At 63.0% G+C, this 13572-nt stretch carries 13 protein-coding genes, 2 tRNA genes and 1 pseudogene; 9 read left to right on the top strand and 7 right to left on the bottom strand.

Annotated features, from left to right (window positions below):
* Positions 1-2: 2 nt before the first annotated feature.
* The gene (locus tag AB8841_RS24980) at positions 3-491 is read right to left on the bottom strand and encodes a MarR family winged helix-turn-helix transcriptional regulator (protein ID WP_370438455.1); all 489 of its coding nucleotides are present in this window, start codon (positions 489-491) and stop codon (positions 3-5) included.
* 196 nt (positions 492-687) lie between these two features.
* On the opposite strand from AB8841_RS24980, the gene AB8841_RS24975 reads away from it, so the two are divergent.
* The 3 genes from AB8841_RS24975 to AB8841_RS24965 are packed head-to-tail and all read left to right on the top strand — an operon-like array spanning position 688 to position 3795.
* Positions 688-1914, top strand: coding sequence for a DUF898 family protein (locus AB8841_RS24975; RefSeq protein WP_370438454.1), 1227 nt, complete (start codon positions 688-690; stop codon positions 1912-1914).
* Positions 1915-1924: 10 nt separating this feature from the next.
* A complete protein-coding gene (locus AB8841_RS24970; RefSeq protein ID WP_370438453.1) occupies positions 1925-3016 on the top strand; it encodes a M48 family metallopeptidase in 1092 nt (363 codons plus the stop codon).
* Positions 3016-3795 (top strand): DUF1499 domain-containing protein, encoded by a 780-nt coding sequence (locus AB8841_RS24965; RefSeq protein ID WP_370438452.1) that lies wholly within the window; start codon positions 3016-3018, stop codon positions 3793-3795. Before AB8841_RS24970 ends, AB8841_RS24965 begins: the two co-directional genes overlap by 1 nt.
* 117 nt (positions 3796-3912) lie before the next feature.
* On the opposite strand, the gene AB8841_RS24960 is transcribed toward AB8841_RS24965, so the two are convergent.
* On the bottom strand, positions 3913-4824 hold the full coding sequence (locus AB8841_RS24960; RefSeq protein ID WP_370438451.1) for an MBL fold metallo-hydrolase: 912 nt from the start codon (positions 4822-4824) through the stop codon (positions 3913-3915).
* 125 nt (positions 4825-4949) lie between these two features.
* Here AB8841_RS24960 and AB8841_RS24955 point away from each other — a divergent pair, with 125 nt between their 5' ends.
* Complete coding sequence (locus AB8841_RS24955) at positions 4950-5561, top strand: biotin transporter BioY (protein WP_370438450.1); 612 nt, start codon at positions 4950-4952, stop codon at positions 5559-5561.
* A 350-nt stretch (positions 5562-5911) separates the two neighbouring features.
* Here the strand turns inward: AB8841_RS24955 and AB8841_RS24950 are convergent, their stop codons facing one another.
* Entirely contained in the window at positions 5912-6202 is a 291-nt protein-coding gene (locus AB8841_RS24950; protein ID WP_370438449.1) for a hypothetical protein, read from the bottom strand.
* A gap of 192 nt (positions 6203-6394) precedes the next feature.
* On the opposite strand from AB8841_RS24950, the gene AB8841_RS24945 reads away from it, so the two are divergent.
* Positions 6395-7087, top strand: a complete 693-nt coding sequence (locus tag AB8841_RS24945; protein ID WP_370438448.1) for a hypothetical protein — start codon at positions 6395-6397, stop codon at positions 7085-7087.
* 62 nt (positions 7088-7149) lie between these two features.
* On the opposite strand, the gene AB8841_RS24940 is transcribed toward AB8841_RS24945, so the two are convergent.
* The gene (locus AB8841_RS24940; RefSeq protein WP_370439361.1) at positions 7150-7545 is read right to left on the bottom strand and encodes a DoxX family protein; all 396 of its coding nucleotides are present in this window, start codon (positions 7543-7545) and stop codon (positions 7150-7152) included.
* Positions 7546-8119: 574 nt separating this feature from the next.
* Here AB8841_RS24940 and AB8841_RS24935 point away from each other — a divergent pair.
* Positions 8120-8443: a hypothetical protein gene (locus AB8841_RS24935; RefSeq protein ID WP_370438447.1), complete on the top strand. Its 324-nt coding sequence runs from the start codon at positions 8120-8122 to the stop codon at positions 8441-8443.
* Between the two features lie 222 nt (positions 8444-8665).
* On the opposite strand, the gene AB8841_RS24930 is transcribed toward AB8841_RS24935, so the two are convergent.
* Positions 8666-9436: a metallophosphoesterase gene (locus AB8841_RS24930; protein ID WP_370438446.1), complete on the bottom strand. Its 771-nt coding sequence runs from the start codon at positions 9434-9436 to the stop codon at positions 8666-8668.
* Between the two features lie 468 nt (positions 9437-9904).
* Between AB8841_RS24930 and AB8841_RS24925 the strand changes: the two genes are divergently transcribed.
* On the top strand, positions 9905-10954 hold the full coding sequence (locus tag AB8841_RS24925) for an acyltransferase family protein (RefSeq protein WP_370438445.1): 1050 nt from the start codon (positions 9905-9907) through the stop codon (positions 10952-10954).
* A gap of 482 nt (positions 10955-11436) precedes the next feature.
* Here AB8841_RS24925 and AB8841_RS24920 read toward each other — a convergent pair.
* A tRNA-Pro gene (locus AB8841_RS24920) sits at positions 11437-11513 on the bottom strand.
* Between the two features lie 156 nt (positions 11514-11669).
* Here AB8841_RS24920 and AB8841_RS24915 point away from each other — a divergent pair.
* Both AB8841_RS24915 and AB8841_RS24910 read left to right on the top strand, forming a co-directional pair.
* A tRNA-Gln gene (locus AB8841_RS24915) sits at positions 11670-11744 on the top strand.
* A 127-nt stretch (positions 11745-11871) separates the two neighbouring features.
* Complete coding sequence (locus tag AB8841_RS24910; RefSeq protein ID WP_370438444.1) at positions 11872-12498, top strand: hypothetical protein; 627 nt, start codon at positions 11872-11874, stop codon at positions 12496-12498.
* On the opposite strand, the pseudogene AB8841_RS24905 reads toward AB8841_RS24910, so the two are convergent.
* Positions 12438-13378: pseudogene (locus AB8841_RS24905) on the bottom strand (IS630 family transposase). The gene AB8841_RS24910 and the pseudogene AB8841_RS24905 sit on opposite strands and share 61 nt — an antisense overlap.
* Positions 13379-13572: the final 194 nt, after the last annotated feature.

Here is a 13572-nt window from a genome sequence, read left to right as displayed (position 1 = left end):
TCCTAACGCTGCAATCTTTCGAGCGTCGCGTCCTCCTCGGCGCGGGCGCGTTCGCGCCAGGCGAGCACGATGCGCTCGAGATCCATGAGATCCTGTTCCGGGAGGGAGCCCAGGGTGCGCTGCACATAGGAGCGCTGCGTGGCGATGCCCTTCTCGGCCAGATCGCGCCCCTTCTTCGTCAGATACAGGGCGTTCGAGCGCCGGTCGCCGGGAATGGAGCGGCGCTCGACGAGGTCGGCCTCCACCATCCGGTCGAGGAGGCCGGAGACATTTCCCTTCGTCACATAAAGCCGCTCGGCCAGTTCCTGCTGGCTCAGTCCCTCCCGCTCCGTCAGGGTCGAGAGAAGGTCGAATTGCGGGATCGACAGGCCGAGCGCCTTCAGCTCCCCGGCGACCGTATTGAGCGCACGGCGATGCAGGCGAATGACGCGAAACCAGATCCGGAGCGGATCGGCTCCGAGATCCGCGGGAACGGGGGAGAGAGACGTCACGGTCAAGCGCTCCTGAAAGGATGGGATAGTTTAGGGCGAAACGATTCGTGCTGCCATCCCTGCCGCAGGACTTCGCGATGAGAATGACCATCGGACCTGGAACACCGGTGAAAAAGTCGTCACGACCCGTTTTTGCATGTTATATAATTTCTTTAATGTGCTAAGGCTCGTGCCATCTTCCTCGAGGATTATGACCATGACGGCCTCGCTCTCTTCCCAGGCACCGCTTACTCCCTCCCAAGCCTCCTCCATGTCCTTCTCGGGGCGGGGGGGCGAGTTTCTGAAGATGCTGGTGGCGGGAAGCCTCTTTCAGATCCCCACCTTCGGCTTCTATCGGTTCTGGCTGACCACGAAGCTGCGCCGCCATCTGTGGGCCAACACGCAGATCGAGGGCGAGTCCTTCGAATATACCGGCACCGGCAAGGAGCTGCTGATCGGTTTCCTGATCGCTCTCGCCATCCTGGGACCGCTCTATATCGCGATCTTCGTGCTTTCCTTCATCCTCGAAGAGCAGGCTGCCTTCGCGAGCTTTCCTCTCTTTCTCATCATGTACGTGCTGGCCCATTTCGGCAGCTATCGCGCCCGCCGCTACCGGGCGACGCGAACCGTCTTTCGCGGCGTCCGCTTCTGGATGAAGGGGTCGGGCTGGGCCTATGCCTTCCGGGCCATCCTGTGGGATGTCGCCAATCTGTTCACGCTGGGCCTCGCCCTGCCGTGGGCGATGGCCCATCTCGAGCGTTACCGCATGCGCCACACCTATTTCGGCAGCGTCCAGGGCGAATTTACCGGCACGGGCTGGACATTGTTCAAGCGCGGCTGGTGGCTCTGGGCTCTCTCGTGGATCGCGCTCGGCGGCACCATCGCCGTCAGCTTTCATTTGGCCGAGACCTTTCCGGAACACGAAAAGATCTATGCCGGGATCGGCCCGCTCTTCGCGTTTCCGCTCCTCGCGCTGCTCTGGCCGATCATGATGGCGATCTTCACCCGCTGGCACATCGACGGCCTGCGCATCGGCGGTGCGGCGGTGGCGAGCAGGCTGGGGACGGGTACGTTCTACGGCCTGTTCTTCAAGGTGCTCTTCTCATCTCTGGGCTACGCGATCGCCTTCGGCATCGTCTTCGCGATCGGCACTGTCGTCGTCAGCCTGTTCTTCCAGGAGGCCCTGCTCGACATGCAGGCCGGCGAGTGGACGAGCGGCGCGGTCGTCGTCGGCTTTCTCGTGGCGGTGGCCTATCTCGTCTTCCTGCTCGGTTTCGGCATCATTCAGCGCTACTTCCTCGTTCGCGGCCTGTGGGCGGCGATCGTCAACACCACGTCGGTGTCGAACCTGCGCTCGCTGGACAACGCCGTTGCTGCCGGGCAACCTGCGGGCGGCATGGGCGAAGGGCTTGCCGACGCCCTCGACTTCAGCGTCGGAATTTAAGGAAACCGTGATGGATGCGGTCTTCTACGATGGAGCGAGCGCCCGGCGCAGGGCGGTCGTTCTCACGATCACCGCATCCAGCCTCGACATCCACGAAGGGGGCGAATGGATCGCCTCCTGGCCGGTCGGCGATGTCCGGCGCAAGGATGCGCCCGAGGGCATCCTGCGTCTGACGCGCGATGGCGGTCCGGACCTGACGCGCCTCGACGTCGCGGATCCCGCCGCCCAGGTGGTCGTCCGGCAGCATTGCCATCGGCTCGATGATCACCATGACCGCGAGCCCAGGGGACGGATCGTCTTCTGGTCCGCCGCAACCGCGGTCTCGATCATCCTGTCCGTGCTGTTCCTGATGCCGCTTCTGGCGCAGACGCTCACGCCCCTCATTCCCGTCGAGGCCGAACAGCGCATCGGCAAGGCCGTCGACAATCAGCTGCACACCCTGCTCGGCGACAGGGTCTGCGAGGCACCCGAGGGCTCCCTGGCCCTGCGCGGACTCACGGATCGCCTGAGCAAGGCAAAGGGAGTGGAGGCCGCCCTCGAAGTCGCGGTGCTCGATTCCAAGATTCCCAACGCCGTCGCTCTTCCCGGAGGGCGGATCTACGTGTTCCGGGCGCTTCTCGACAAGGCCGAATCCGCCGACGAGATCGCCGGCGTGCTGGCGCACGAGATCGGGCATGTCGCGGCCCGGGACGGTCTGCGCAAGATGATCCAGTCGGGCGGAACCTCCTATCTGTTCGGCCTCCTGTTCGGCGACGTGACGGGAGGCGGAGCCATCGTCTTCGCAAGCCGCTATCTGATCGACAGCGCCTATTCCCGCGAGGCCGAGGCGGCGGCGGATGATTTCGCCGGAGCAACCATGGTGTCGCTGGGACGGCCCGCTCATCCGATGGCGCTGTTGCTCAAACGCATCGAAGCCGATCAAGATGACGACGAGCAGGAGGGCGAGGGGAACGAAAGACGCATTCCCGCTTTTCTGTTGACCCACCCCGTCACCGGCCAGCGCTTGAAAGCTTTGGAAAAACAGGTGCCTTCTCAGCCCGGCGAGCCTCTTCTGACGCAACAGGAGTGGCGCGCGCTCAAAGAGATTTGTAAGACCCCTTGATGCGCCGTCTCATTATCGAAGAACCCTACTCCCGGCCGGCCCGATGGTCGCCCATGGTGGCCTGGTTCGCGCTCGTCGTGACAGCTCTCTCCACTCTGCTGATCCGCTTCGGCCGCATCGATTACCAATCCGGCTTCATCGCTCTGGGGCTCGGGCTCGCCATTGCGCTTCTCGCGGCAGGGCTCTCGTTCCTCGCCTTCGTGCGCATCTGGCAGGAGGGGCGAAGGGGCCTCGGCAGCGCCATCAAGGGGCTTGTCCTGGCCGCGCTCGTTCTCGGCTACCCGGCCTATATGGGTCTCAAGGCGGTGACGCTGCCGGCGATCAACGACGTCAGTACCGATACGGACGACCCTCCGGCCTTCTCACGCTCCCACGCGGCCCTGACGGCCCGCGATGGACGCATCCCGCCGGACGTGCCGCCAGAGGAGCGTGAACTACAGCGCGAGGCCTATGTGCAGATCGCGCCGCTCTCGCTCGATATCCCGCCAGAGGACGCCTTTCCGCTGGTACGCAAGGCGGCCGAAAATCTGGGATGGAAGATCATCGAGGCGGTGCCGCCCGGCGGACGAACCGGCGCCGGTCGGCTGGAGGCGATCGACTACACCCGCATCCTGAAGATTCCCGAAGACATCACGGTGCGCGTCCGGCCCCGGGTCGATGGCACGCGGATCGACATCCGTTCCGCTTCCCGCATCGGTCATCACGATTTCGGCACGAACGCCAAGCGGATCCGCGCCTTCCTCGATGAGGCGTCCAATCTGGCTCTCGCGGTGAAATAGGCCGGCCCTCCAGCATCGGACGTGAAAAGTGGAATCCACTTTTCACGTCCGATGCTCCCTTCTGAAGATGAGCGCATCGTTCTGGCGAAAAACCGGGTCCAATCTTCGCACGATGCGCTACGCCGGCCGGTATTCTCCGTCGAGGCTCGGGGCGCCGTCGGTCACCACAAGGTCTCTGGCGACGAGGTCCTCCAGATGCGCGAAGACCGACAGGCCGGCGGCATTCACGAGGGCCGGGTTGAGGCCCTGATAGATGGCCGCCACGATTTCGGGGATCGTCCGGTCGCCCGCCCTGAGCCTGGACAGGATCGAGGTCTCCCGCAACCGCCGATGGTGAATGAGAGCGCGCACGAAGCGCTGAGGGTCCTGGACGGGGCCGCCGTGGCCCGGCCAGTAGACCGTCTCGTTCCGCCCCTTGAGCTTGTCGAGGGAAGCCATGAAGGCGCTCATGGAGCCGTCCGGCGGCGCGACGACGGTGGTGGACCAGGCCATGACATGGTCGCCCGAGAACAGGGCCTTCTCCTCGGGCAGAGCGAAGGCGAGGTGATTGGCCATATGGCCGGGCGTTGCCACGGCCTCCAGGGTCCAGCCGGGGCCCCGCACCGCGTCGCCCTCCGAAAGCTCCCGGTCGGGGGCGTATTCCCTGTCGGAGCTTGCCTCCAGGGAGTTCACCTCTCCGGTGAACAGGGGACGGGCGCTCCGGTGCGGGCTGCAGCCGACGACGAGCGCACCCGTCGCGGCCTGAATGGCGCGGGCGGCTGGAGAATGATCCCGATGGGTGTGCGTGACGAGAATATGGGTCACCGTCTCGCCGCTGACGGCGTCGAGCAGGGCCTCGATATGTCCGGGGTTGTCCGGTCCCGGGTCTATGATCGCCACCTTGCCCGAGCCGACAATGTAGCTGCAGGTTCCCGTGAAGGTGATCGGCCCCGGATTTCCTGCGACGATTCGGCGGACCAGAGGGCTCACCCGGATCGATTCGCCGGACCGGGCCGGGGGACGGGCATCGAAGGTGAGATCGTCTGCCATGAAGGATCCTGGGAAATCTGGGGGGTTGAACATCCCGGCCGTGCCCCGGCTTGAGGCGGGCCTGCCCCTCCTATAAGGCTTCGCGGGCCGCCTGCGAAAGGCGGATCGATTGGGAGATATGTTTCATGTCGACTGGCGCAACCTCGCCAACCACTCCATCGACCCTCGTCGGCCTGATCTGGCCGTCTCGGGACGATGCCCGCTTCTCCGCGCTCCGCGCCACCATCCTGATGGCTGTCGGCACAGCGCTCCTGACCCTTTCCGCCAAGGTCCAGGTGCCCCTGCCTTACGTTCCCATGACTCTGCAGACCCTGGTCGTGCTGATCATCGGCACTTCCTATGGCTGGCGCCTCGGCGGTGCGACCATCGGCCTCTATCTCGCGCAGGGCGCGATGGGCCTGCCCGTCTTCGCCGGCCCGACGGCCGGCATCGGCTACATGATGGGCCCTACGGGCGGCTTTCTCTTCGGCTTCCTGGCCGCCGCCATTGCCATGGGCTTCATGGCGGAGCGCGGATGGGACCGCTCGCTCCTGCGCGTCATCGTCATGATGAGCCTTGGCCATGCGCTGGTTTTCGTGTTCGGTCTCGCCCAGCTTTCGCTGGTCATGCCGCTTGCGAAGGCCTGGACCGTGGGTGCCGCGCCCTTCGTCGCCGCGACGGTGGTAAAGACCGCCTTGGCCGTGGCCCTGATGCAGGCCGCCTGGTCCGTCACCCGCCGCGACGACCGCACCCGGTAAGGGAGCTCTTCAGCACCGTGAACAGGAAGCCGCCTTCGGGCGGCTTTTTTCGTTGTTGAGGGGACCTCGATCCCGGCGCATCGGGCGCGAGTTGGATCCTGCGTCCGACATTTGACGGCAGCGGACGTGACATCGAACCCACATCCGATGCGCAGATCTAAGAAGGGAGCATCGGATTCAATCCCAAACGTGGATCCCACTTTTCAAATCCGATGCTCTAGCGCGGCCGCCGGGTCCGCACGATGCGCTAGAGCAAATTGCATTCTGCCGGGATCAGAATGCTTGCTCTTTCTCTTTGGCGAAGCATCGTTTTTCGCGAAGAACCGGTTCCCACTTTTGCGTCCGATGCTCTAGCCTGCGGAATGCACGAGCCGGAGATTCGGCCGCGCCTTGATGCTGCCGTGACGGAAGGTGAGATCGACCCATTCCTCGTCGCCACCCTCTTCGACGACGCGGTAGCCCATTTGCCGGGCGATCGCTTCCACCTGCCCGAGAGTGGAGCGGGAAATCCAGCGTGAGAACTCAGGCGTTTCCTGGTCCATGAGAACGGCGATCATGCCGATCTCGACGCCCTGGTCGAAATCTTCGCTGCGGCCGGGAAAACGCAAACGCAAGCCCTCATCGAGATGGATATGTCGCATGGTGGGAGCCCCCAAATCGCCGCGTGCGGCGTTCTTTTGTCGAACACTAACAACATTCCCGCCGGACAGGAAGGCGTCACGGGCGCGCAGTGTTGCAACAGAACTTGGCCATGGGAGGCAAGAAAGGCGGAACCGTCCCATCAAGCGCTCATTAGCTATTCAGGACAGCCGAGAAATCCCGGAGACGAACTGATGGCCGAGCGCAGAATCACTGCCTTCTTCAACACTTACGACGAGGCGGCCAAGGCCGTGCAGCGGCTGGAGGCGGCCCATATTCCCCATTTCGAGGTCAGCCTGATCTCGAACAACACCGACAACGTTTCCTCGCATCATGCGACCCGCTCGCTGGACGATGAGGATTTGAATCACGAATTCGCCGGCGCCGGGGCCGCGGCGGGCACGATTGCCGGCGGCGGCGCGGGTCTCCTGGCCGGGCTCGGCACGGTGGCGGTTCCGGGACTCGGTCCGGTGATCGGAGCCGGATGGCTGATCTCGACGCTCATCGGCGCCGGGGCAGGGGCCGCGGTCGGCGGGCTCATGGGAGCCCTGGCCGATTCCGGCTTGAGCGAGGACCAGGCCAAAGCCTATGTGGATGGCGTTCGCCAGGGCGGAACCCTCGTGACGGTCGGCGTGGACGAGGCGGAGATCGAGCGTGTCGTGAATATCCTGGACGACGAAGGGCGCGTCGAGCCGGGTGAGCAGGAGACGGACTGGCGCTCCCAAGGGGCTGCTCCCCCGATCGGAGCAGCCGCCTCGACCACGACGGGCCTGACCACGGACCTCATGCCCAATCCGCTCGATGAGGAAGACGACCACACTCTGCACGTCGAGCTCGAGGACGAGCGCCTTCGCCGCATGACCGGCTCGGGCAAAGAGCAGCCATGAAAAATGGCGGGAGACCCTTTCGGTCTCCTGCCTTTCATTGTCTGAATCTGAACGGTGTCCGCTCAGCGGGTCTTGCGGAGCAGGTTGTCCAGGCTCCAGATGCCGCCGCCGGCCGCCACGAAGTAGAGAAACACGAAGCAGTAGAGAATCGCCGCGTCGCCGCCGTTGAGCACGGGAAAGACGCTCTTCGGCGCATGGGCGATCCAATAGGCGCAGGCCATCAGGCCCGAGAGCAGGAACGCCACGGGGCGAACGAAAAGGCCGAGAACGAGAAGGCCCCCACCGAAGAGTTCGAGCACGCCCGCAATCCAGGGGAGGCTGAACATGGCTGGGGAAGCGCCTGTGGGAAAGCCGAGGATCTTCTGAGTGCCGTGCGCCATGAAGATCAGCGCCGCGACGATGCGCAGGATGCTGAGAAGGCGGGGCGTCCATACGGACTCGAACGAGGTTGAATGCATCAAGAATGTCTCCGGTCGGTGTCACGACGGCGCCGGTGGATTCGCGCCATCTGCGATGCCTCGGGTTAAAGGCCGGGCTTCCGCCTTTCCAGGTGTGAAAGCACACGCTCCGGTAACGAATTGCTTACCATGCGCGCAGAAGGCTTTGATCGTTCGCCGGCCTGCGGCGTTTCCCTTGTGTCAACAGCACAGGAGGCCGCCATGACCATCCTCGATCCCCGTACCGGTCAGCTCGTTACGATCGATCTCACGCCGCGTCCGCGTCGTTGAAAAAGGAACTCATGGTCCTCCCAGTACCCTGCGTTCCCTCCGGCCCGGCGATCGTTCCTTCTCCCGCACCGATCGCCGGGCTCATCGCCGCGAAGGCTGAGAACGGAGTGAAACGGTGCGGAACATCCCCTCTCGATATTGCGACCTTTGGTTCCTGCGCATGGGTCGGAACCTGAAAGCCTGCGCTTGCATTGGCCTGTAACGGCAGGTCCGGCGAACCAGGAGGTCAGGATTTTTGGCCCTGTTCGGCGATCTGGACCTTCGAACGCCGCCTTTGCAGAAAACCTCAAGTTGGGAGAGTTGAATGGCTCTGACAGGACGCTTTAATCTCCGCAAGACCTTCACGGGCCGCATCATCCTGCAGGTCGAGGAGGAGGTGCAGGGCTTCTGGGGACGCATGACGGGCCGTCCCAAACTGCACCGCCGCTGGCGCGACGCCAACGTGCTCGACCTGGCAGCTCCCGAATTGCGATCCCTGGTCGACCTGCGCTTCCGCCCCCGCTACATGCCCCAGGCGCACGAGACGACTCAGGACTGGCCGAAAGCCCCGCGTCAGCTGGAGGCCGTTCCGGCTCAGACCCTTCATTATGAGACTTATGACGAGAACGGCCGCTTCTCGACCCATTAGAGCTGTTCCCACTGACGTGGAATCAACTCTATTCTTTGGCTCGGCCGCATTTTCCTGACAGCGAACCGGGTCCACTTCGCCGGAAAATTCTCTTGCGCGTCGTTCTGCACCGAGAACCGGATTCGCTTTTCGCGCACGCGGTCCTCGGGGGCGGACGATGAGCCAGGGCTCCGCTCAGGGCCTCCACTCGCACCGCCAGGGCCCTCGTTCCGTGCAAGAAGCCTATACTTTGCCGGTTTGCAGAATCTCCACCAGCTCCGCCGTGATCTCCGAAGGGAAAGGGAGTTCCTTCAGCTTTCGCACCGTCTCCTGGACCGGATAGTGGAACGTCTTGAGTTCGAAAGCGCCGTCCTGCCACACCGCATAGCTTGCGCAGGAGCCCCCCATCCGGGGCTGGCCGAGACTTCCGGGATTCAGCAGCGTCTTGCCTCCAAGCCGCCTGAGGACGGGCACATGGCTGTGGCCGCACAGGAGGACATCGGCCGTAATCCCGGCGAGTTCCGCTTCCCATTCCGCTTCGTCGGTCGGCCAGCGTCCGCGAAGCGGATCGGCCGGTGTGCCGTGAAGCAGGTGGAAGGTGGTCCCCTCGCGCTTGATGCGGACCTGCTCCGGAAGGCTGCGCAGATAGGCCTTCTGCGCGTCGCTCAGGACCGAGGAGGTGTAGCGCCGCGTCGCCTCGGCCATAGCGCGGTAGCGCGGGCTCCAGGCCGAATCGTCCTCGTGGGCCACCGCATGGTCGTGGTTTCCCTGCACGACCAATGAGGCCTGTGCGATCACTGCGGCGGTGACTTCGGCCGGCTGAGGACCGTAATTGACCAGATCACCGAGCACCCAAAGCTCGTCGTATTCCTCCGGGAGAGCCTGCAGGGCATCGTAGTTGCCATGAATGTCGGAGACGATGACGAGCTTCACGTTGATCTCGTAGCGGCGATGGGAGGAGGACCGCGAAACGGGCCAGGGCTTTCCATCGCCCGTCGGCGAGGCTCTGTCCACCTTTTGATGCAAGTGCGGAAAACAGTGGGAGTGATGGAATTCGAGCCTACCGCCATTCGTTCTGGCGTGGGCACGAAATTGCGCCCGTGGCCGCTGAGCTAAAGCTGCCCCGTGCCCATCTGCCCTTTTGCCGAAGACCGGGAGGGCCTACCGGCCATCACAGAAAGCCGGATTGATCTCGCGGTGAGTCGCTCCATGACCAAAAGATTAGTCCGTGCAATCCCTTGAGTTTCCAGGCGCCCTCTGGCCGAAATACAGTTCCGGTCACGCTTGCATAAGTACACGATGCTATCACCAGCAGGTTGCTGCCTGGGGTTTGCCCGCCGATGCGATATTGCGTCTTTGAACGTTCCTATGTCGCCGCCCCAATTTATATTCTTTGCGCATCACCATCGTAGCACTTTGACGCCAAGCCCATCGCTGATAGAGCGCACCTCATTGGGATGACTGCATCGATTGGGGCCAAGCGTGCTCTTTCTGTTTTCTGTCCAGCTATTGCGAGCTGCGGCCGCCTTGATGGTTGTGGGGCATCACATTCAGCTTAATCTGGCTGAAGGGTTTGGGCTTCCCCATGCTATCCCTAAACTTGTGATAGGATCGGCCGGCGTCGATATATTCTTTGTCATCTCCGGATTCATCATGGTGGTTTCATCAGGCCGCCTCTTTGGAACGCCAGGAGCAACCAAGCTCTTCCTGTTACGGCGACTGATCCGGATCGTCCCGTTGTATTGGGCGACAACCTCGCTCTATGTTCTCGGTGTCGGCGGCGGTTTTACCTTAGCGCATACGCTAGCTTCGTATTTCTTCATTCCCTACCCACGCCCCGATGGCGTCATGCAGCCGACCCATCCTGTTGGGTGGACCCTGAACTACGAGATGTTTTTCTACCTTCTGTTCTCGATAGCGATTGTTCTTCCGCGTCGCTTCGCGATCTGTGGTCTCATCTTAGTCCTTGTTGGAATTGTCGCCGCCGGAAGAACACGAGCGGGCGCAGATGCTATTACGTTCCTGTCCCAACCGATCATCCTGAATTTCGTATTTGGTCTTGGGATCGGGCTTGCTTACAAGGAGGGGCTGCGCTTGCCTTGGCCCATTGCGGCAGCAATGATTGGTATCGCGGTTTTCGTCTACTTCGTTCAAATCGGCGATGGTTACCCTTCCAAGTGGGAGCGCATCTATGCTTATGGGGTCCCGGCAGCTCTCATCGTCGTTGGCGCAACCCTGGGGACGTTCGGCCCACCGCCTATGTGGCTTCGCCCCCTTGCGGTCCTGGGTGACTCGTCTTACGCGCTTTATCTCCTGCATACATTGGTGATTTGGGGCTGTCGCATGATCGCGATAAAGCTCGCTATACCGGTATCCGCCGCCCCTTGGGTTTACGTAATTGCCGTTATGATTGCGTCCGTGATCGTCGCTGAGATGGCCCACAGGCTCCTTGACCAACCCGTTACGCAGTGGCTCCGTCAGCGGTTGGTTTCGACCACCGGCAAACCCAAGTCCCTTTCAAGGCAGCCGTAGGGGTAGAGCCCCACGACGATGACTCCCTTGTTTCTCTCGTTACGACGAAGGAAGGATAGGGCGAGCGACAGCGGCAGAAGATTTGGGTGCTCTGCGCAGGGCTTTAGCCCATCGGACGTGACATCGAACCCACATCCGATGCTGTCAGTCTATGTTATTGAGTATCTTTTCGCGCAAACCTGGTTCCCACTTTTCACGCCCGCCGCACTTAGGGCAGGCGGAGCTTCTGGGGCTTCTTTTGCATGCGAGCGGGATATGTCCGGAGCAGCGTAGAGGCATGCAGGTTCGATATGCTGTCCGCAGGGAGGCTAGCCGAGCTCAATTTTGAGTTCTCGCTGGGAGCCCCAATCAAGCTGGATGGGCCCTTCCGCAATCATTTCACGTTCCCGGTTACGCAGGAAAGATAGCCTGAGCCGATCCATGGATTTCCACGGCCGACCGTCGCGCTTCATATATATATATCTAATCCAGAAGCGGGAAAATGGTCGGAGTGATAGGATTCGAACCTACGACCCCCTCGTCCCGAACGAGGTGCGCTACCAGACTGCGCTACACTCCGACACCGATTATTCATCGGGGAGGCCGGTCTTATAGCGAGGGGGGACGGATGCCGCAAGGGGGATTTGCATGTCCCGGCAGATATCTTTTCAGCGCTGGACGGTCGTAAAATCGGGTTGCCAGGACCGATGCCGCCGATTATGTACACGCCCACCATTGGGGCGTCGCCAAGCGGTAAGGCAGCGGTTTTTGGTACCGCCATTCCCAGGTTCGAATCCTGGCGCCCCAGCCATTCCATGCTAAGTTCCTGAAGCCGAAAGCTTTTCTCCCGATTTCGGGCGAAGCGCTCCGTACTGCTGCACATCCCTGTCACACATGGGTGTCACACATGCCGGTCGGTTCTCATCTTATGCGCCGCGGTGCGGTATATTGCTGGCGGCGCCGGCTCCCGGCTCCCGGCTTGCGGCGCGAACGGACGGCGGGTCCTGCAGATCAGCCTGCAGTCGACCCACTGGACCGAGGCGCGCCGGATCGGAGCGGAGCTGATCGCGATAAGCGAAGTCGTGTTCGACGAAATGCGGCGCGGCCGCCTGACCCCGGACGAGGCGAGGGCGATCCTCGTCACGGTGGCCCGCCGCCATGCCGCGAAGCTTGAGCTCGTCGCTACGGTCGATCGAACGCTCGAGACCCCTGAGCCGATGAGCGGGGAGCACGCGGACCGGATCAGCGGCGCGGTCTACCGACTTCTCGCGGAGCGGGGGCGGGGCACTGACGCACCCGTCGATTCCGAGTGGATGCGCTCCTGCGGGCTCGACCCTTCCGAGGCGGGTGAGGTCAAGACCATTCTGGATCTCTGTCGCCGGAAAGGTGTCGTTCCCCCGAAGCCCGCGCGCCTGCAGGGCTTGATTGCGGAGCATGCTCCCGACGTCGACCCGACCGCCATGCCGCTTCCGACAGCGCCTTCAGCCGCTAGAGCATGTTTCGTTCACACGGCAGCGTATCCTGAGTTCTTGAGGGAGTTGGCACATTCGCCAGGCGTGACCTGATCCAGGAGCTCGCCGATGGTGCGCCAGGCGGTCTCGACGGTCCGGAGCTTGGCCTTACGGAACCCGTGCTTGAGCTTGGCGAACAACTGCTCGATCGGGTTCAGATCGAGGCTGTACGACGGCAGCAAGATCAGATGAGCCCCCGCCGTGCGGATCTGGCGGCGCACGCAGGCCTGCTTGTGGCTGCCGAGAGTGTCGAGCACCACCACGTCGCCGGGCTGCAGGGTCGGCACCAGGGCTCGCTCGACATAGAGGCGAACGCTCTCGCCATCGATGGGGAGGTCGAGCACCCAAGGCGCGTCCACCCGGTCATGGCGCAGGGCGGCGATGAGGGGCAGGGTGCGCCAATGCCCATGCGGCGCACCGCCCACGAGCCGCTGGCCGCGCGGAGCCCAGCCGCGCAAGGGCGCCATGTTGGTTTTGACCCAGGTCTCGTCCAGGAACACGAGGCGGGACGCGGCGATCTCGCCTTGATGGGCCTGCCAGTGCCGACGCCTGCGGGCAATGTCAGGTCGCGTCCGCTCGGCGGCCTGAGGGCTTTTTTTTAAAACTCAGATCCAGCTGATGCACGAACGCCCACACGGCGCGCAGGTCGGTCTTCACGCCGCGCGCGGCCAGCTCGGCCACCAGCCCGCGCAGGGTAAACGGCGCCGTGCGCACGCGCTCTGCGAGCCAAGCCCCGCGGGCTCCCGAAAGCACCGGCTTCTTGTGTCCGCCGATCTGGCCCGGCGCGAGGCTGCCGGTCTCGCGCTTGCGTTTGTGCCACTTCGACACACAGGACGGACTGATCGCGAGCGCGGCGCCGATCGCGCGGGTGGTCGCGCCGGCCTCATAGCGGGCCAGTGCGTTCCCGGAGGTCGAAGGAGTAGGGGCGTGTCATCACAGCCAACCTTCTGCAACCCAGAGACACTGATTGAAGCAGATTTGCCCCAGATCGAAACCAGTTTCCGTCGAAAGAGAACGTGCTCTAGACGCAGAGGGAGAACATGACGGTCACTCGGTCAATGCCGATTCCTGAATGGAACGACGTGCCCTGGACCATTCGCGGACGCAGGAATACATGCCAGTCGTGAC

The sequence above is a fragment of the Microvirga sp. TS319 genome (assembly GCF_041276405.1).
GTDB lineage: Bacteria > Pseudomonadota > Alphaproteobacteria > Rhizobiales > Beijerinckiaceae > Microvirga.
This window is presented reverse-complemented; position numbering and strand designations above follow the sequence as displayed.

What these genes read in the sequence shown, in the direction of transcription:
- AB8841_RS24975 (WP_370438454.1), top strand. Translation starts at nt 688, where the DNA reads ATGACGGCCTCGCTCTCTTCCCAGGCACCGCTTACTCCCTCCCAAGCC.
- AB8841_RS24970 (WP_370438453.1), top strand. Translation starts at nt 1,925, where the DNA reads ATGGATGCGGTCTTCTACGATGGAGCGAGCGCCCGGCGCAGGGCGGTC.
- AB8841_RS24965 (WP_370438452.1), top strand. Translation starts at nt 3,016, where the DNA reads ATGCGCCGTCTCATTATCGAAGAACCCTACTCCCGGCCGGCCCGATGG.
- AB8841_RS24960 (WP_370438451.1), bottom strand. Translation starts at nt 4,824, where the DNA reads ATGGCAGACGATCTCACCTTCGATGCCCGTCCCCCGGCCCGGTCCGGC.
- AB8841_RS24955 (WP_370438450.1), top strand. Translation starts at nt 4,950, where the DNA reads ATGTCGACTGGCGCAACCTCGCCAACCACTCCATCGACCCTCGTCGGC.
- AB8841_RS24950 (WP_370438449.1), bottom strand. Translation starts at nt 6,202, where the DNA reads ATGCGACATATCCATCTCGATGAGGGCTTGCGTTTGCGTTTTCCCGGC.
- AB8841_RS24945 (WP_370438448.1), top strand. Translation starts at nt 6,395, where the DNA reads ATGGCCGAGCGCAGAATCACTGCCTTCTTCAACACTTACGACGAGGCG.
- AB8841_RS24940 (WP_370439361.1), bottom strand. Translation starts at nt 7,545, where the DNA reads ATGCATTCAACCTCGTTCGAGTCCGTATGGACGCCCCGCCTTCTCAGC.
- AB8841_RS24935 (WP_370438447.1), top strand. Translation starts at nt 8,120, where the DNA reads ATGGCTCTGACAGGACGCTTTAATCTCCGCAAGACCTTCACGGGCCGC.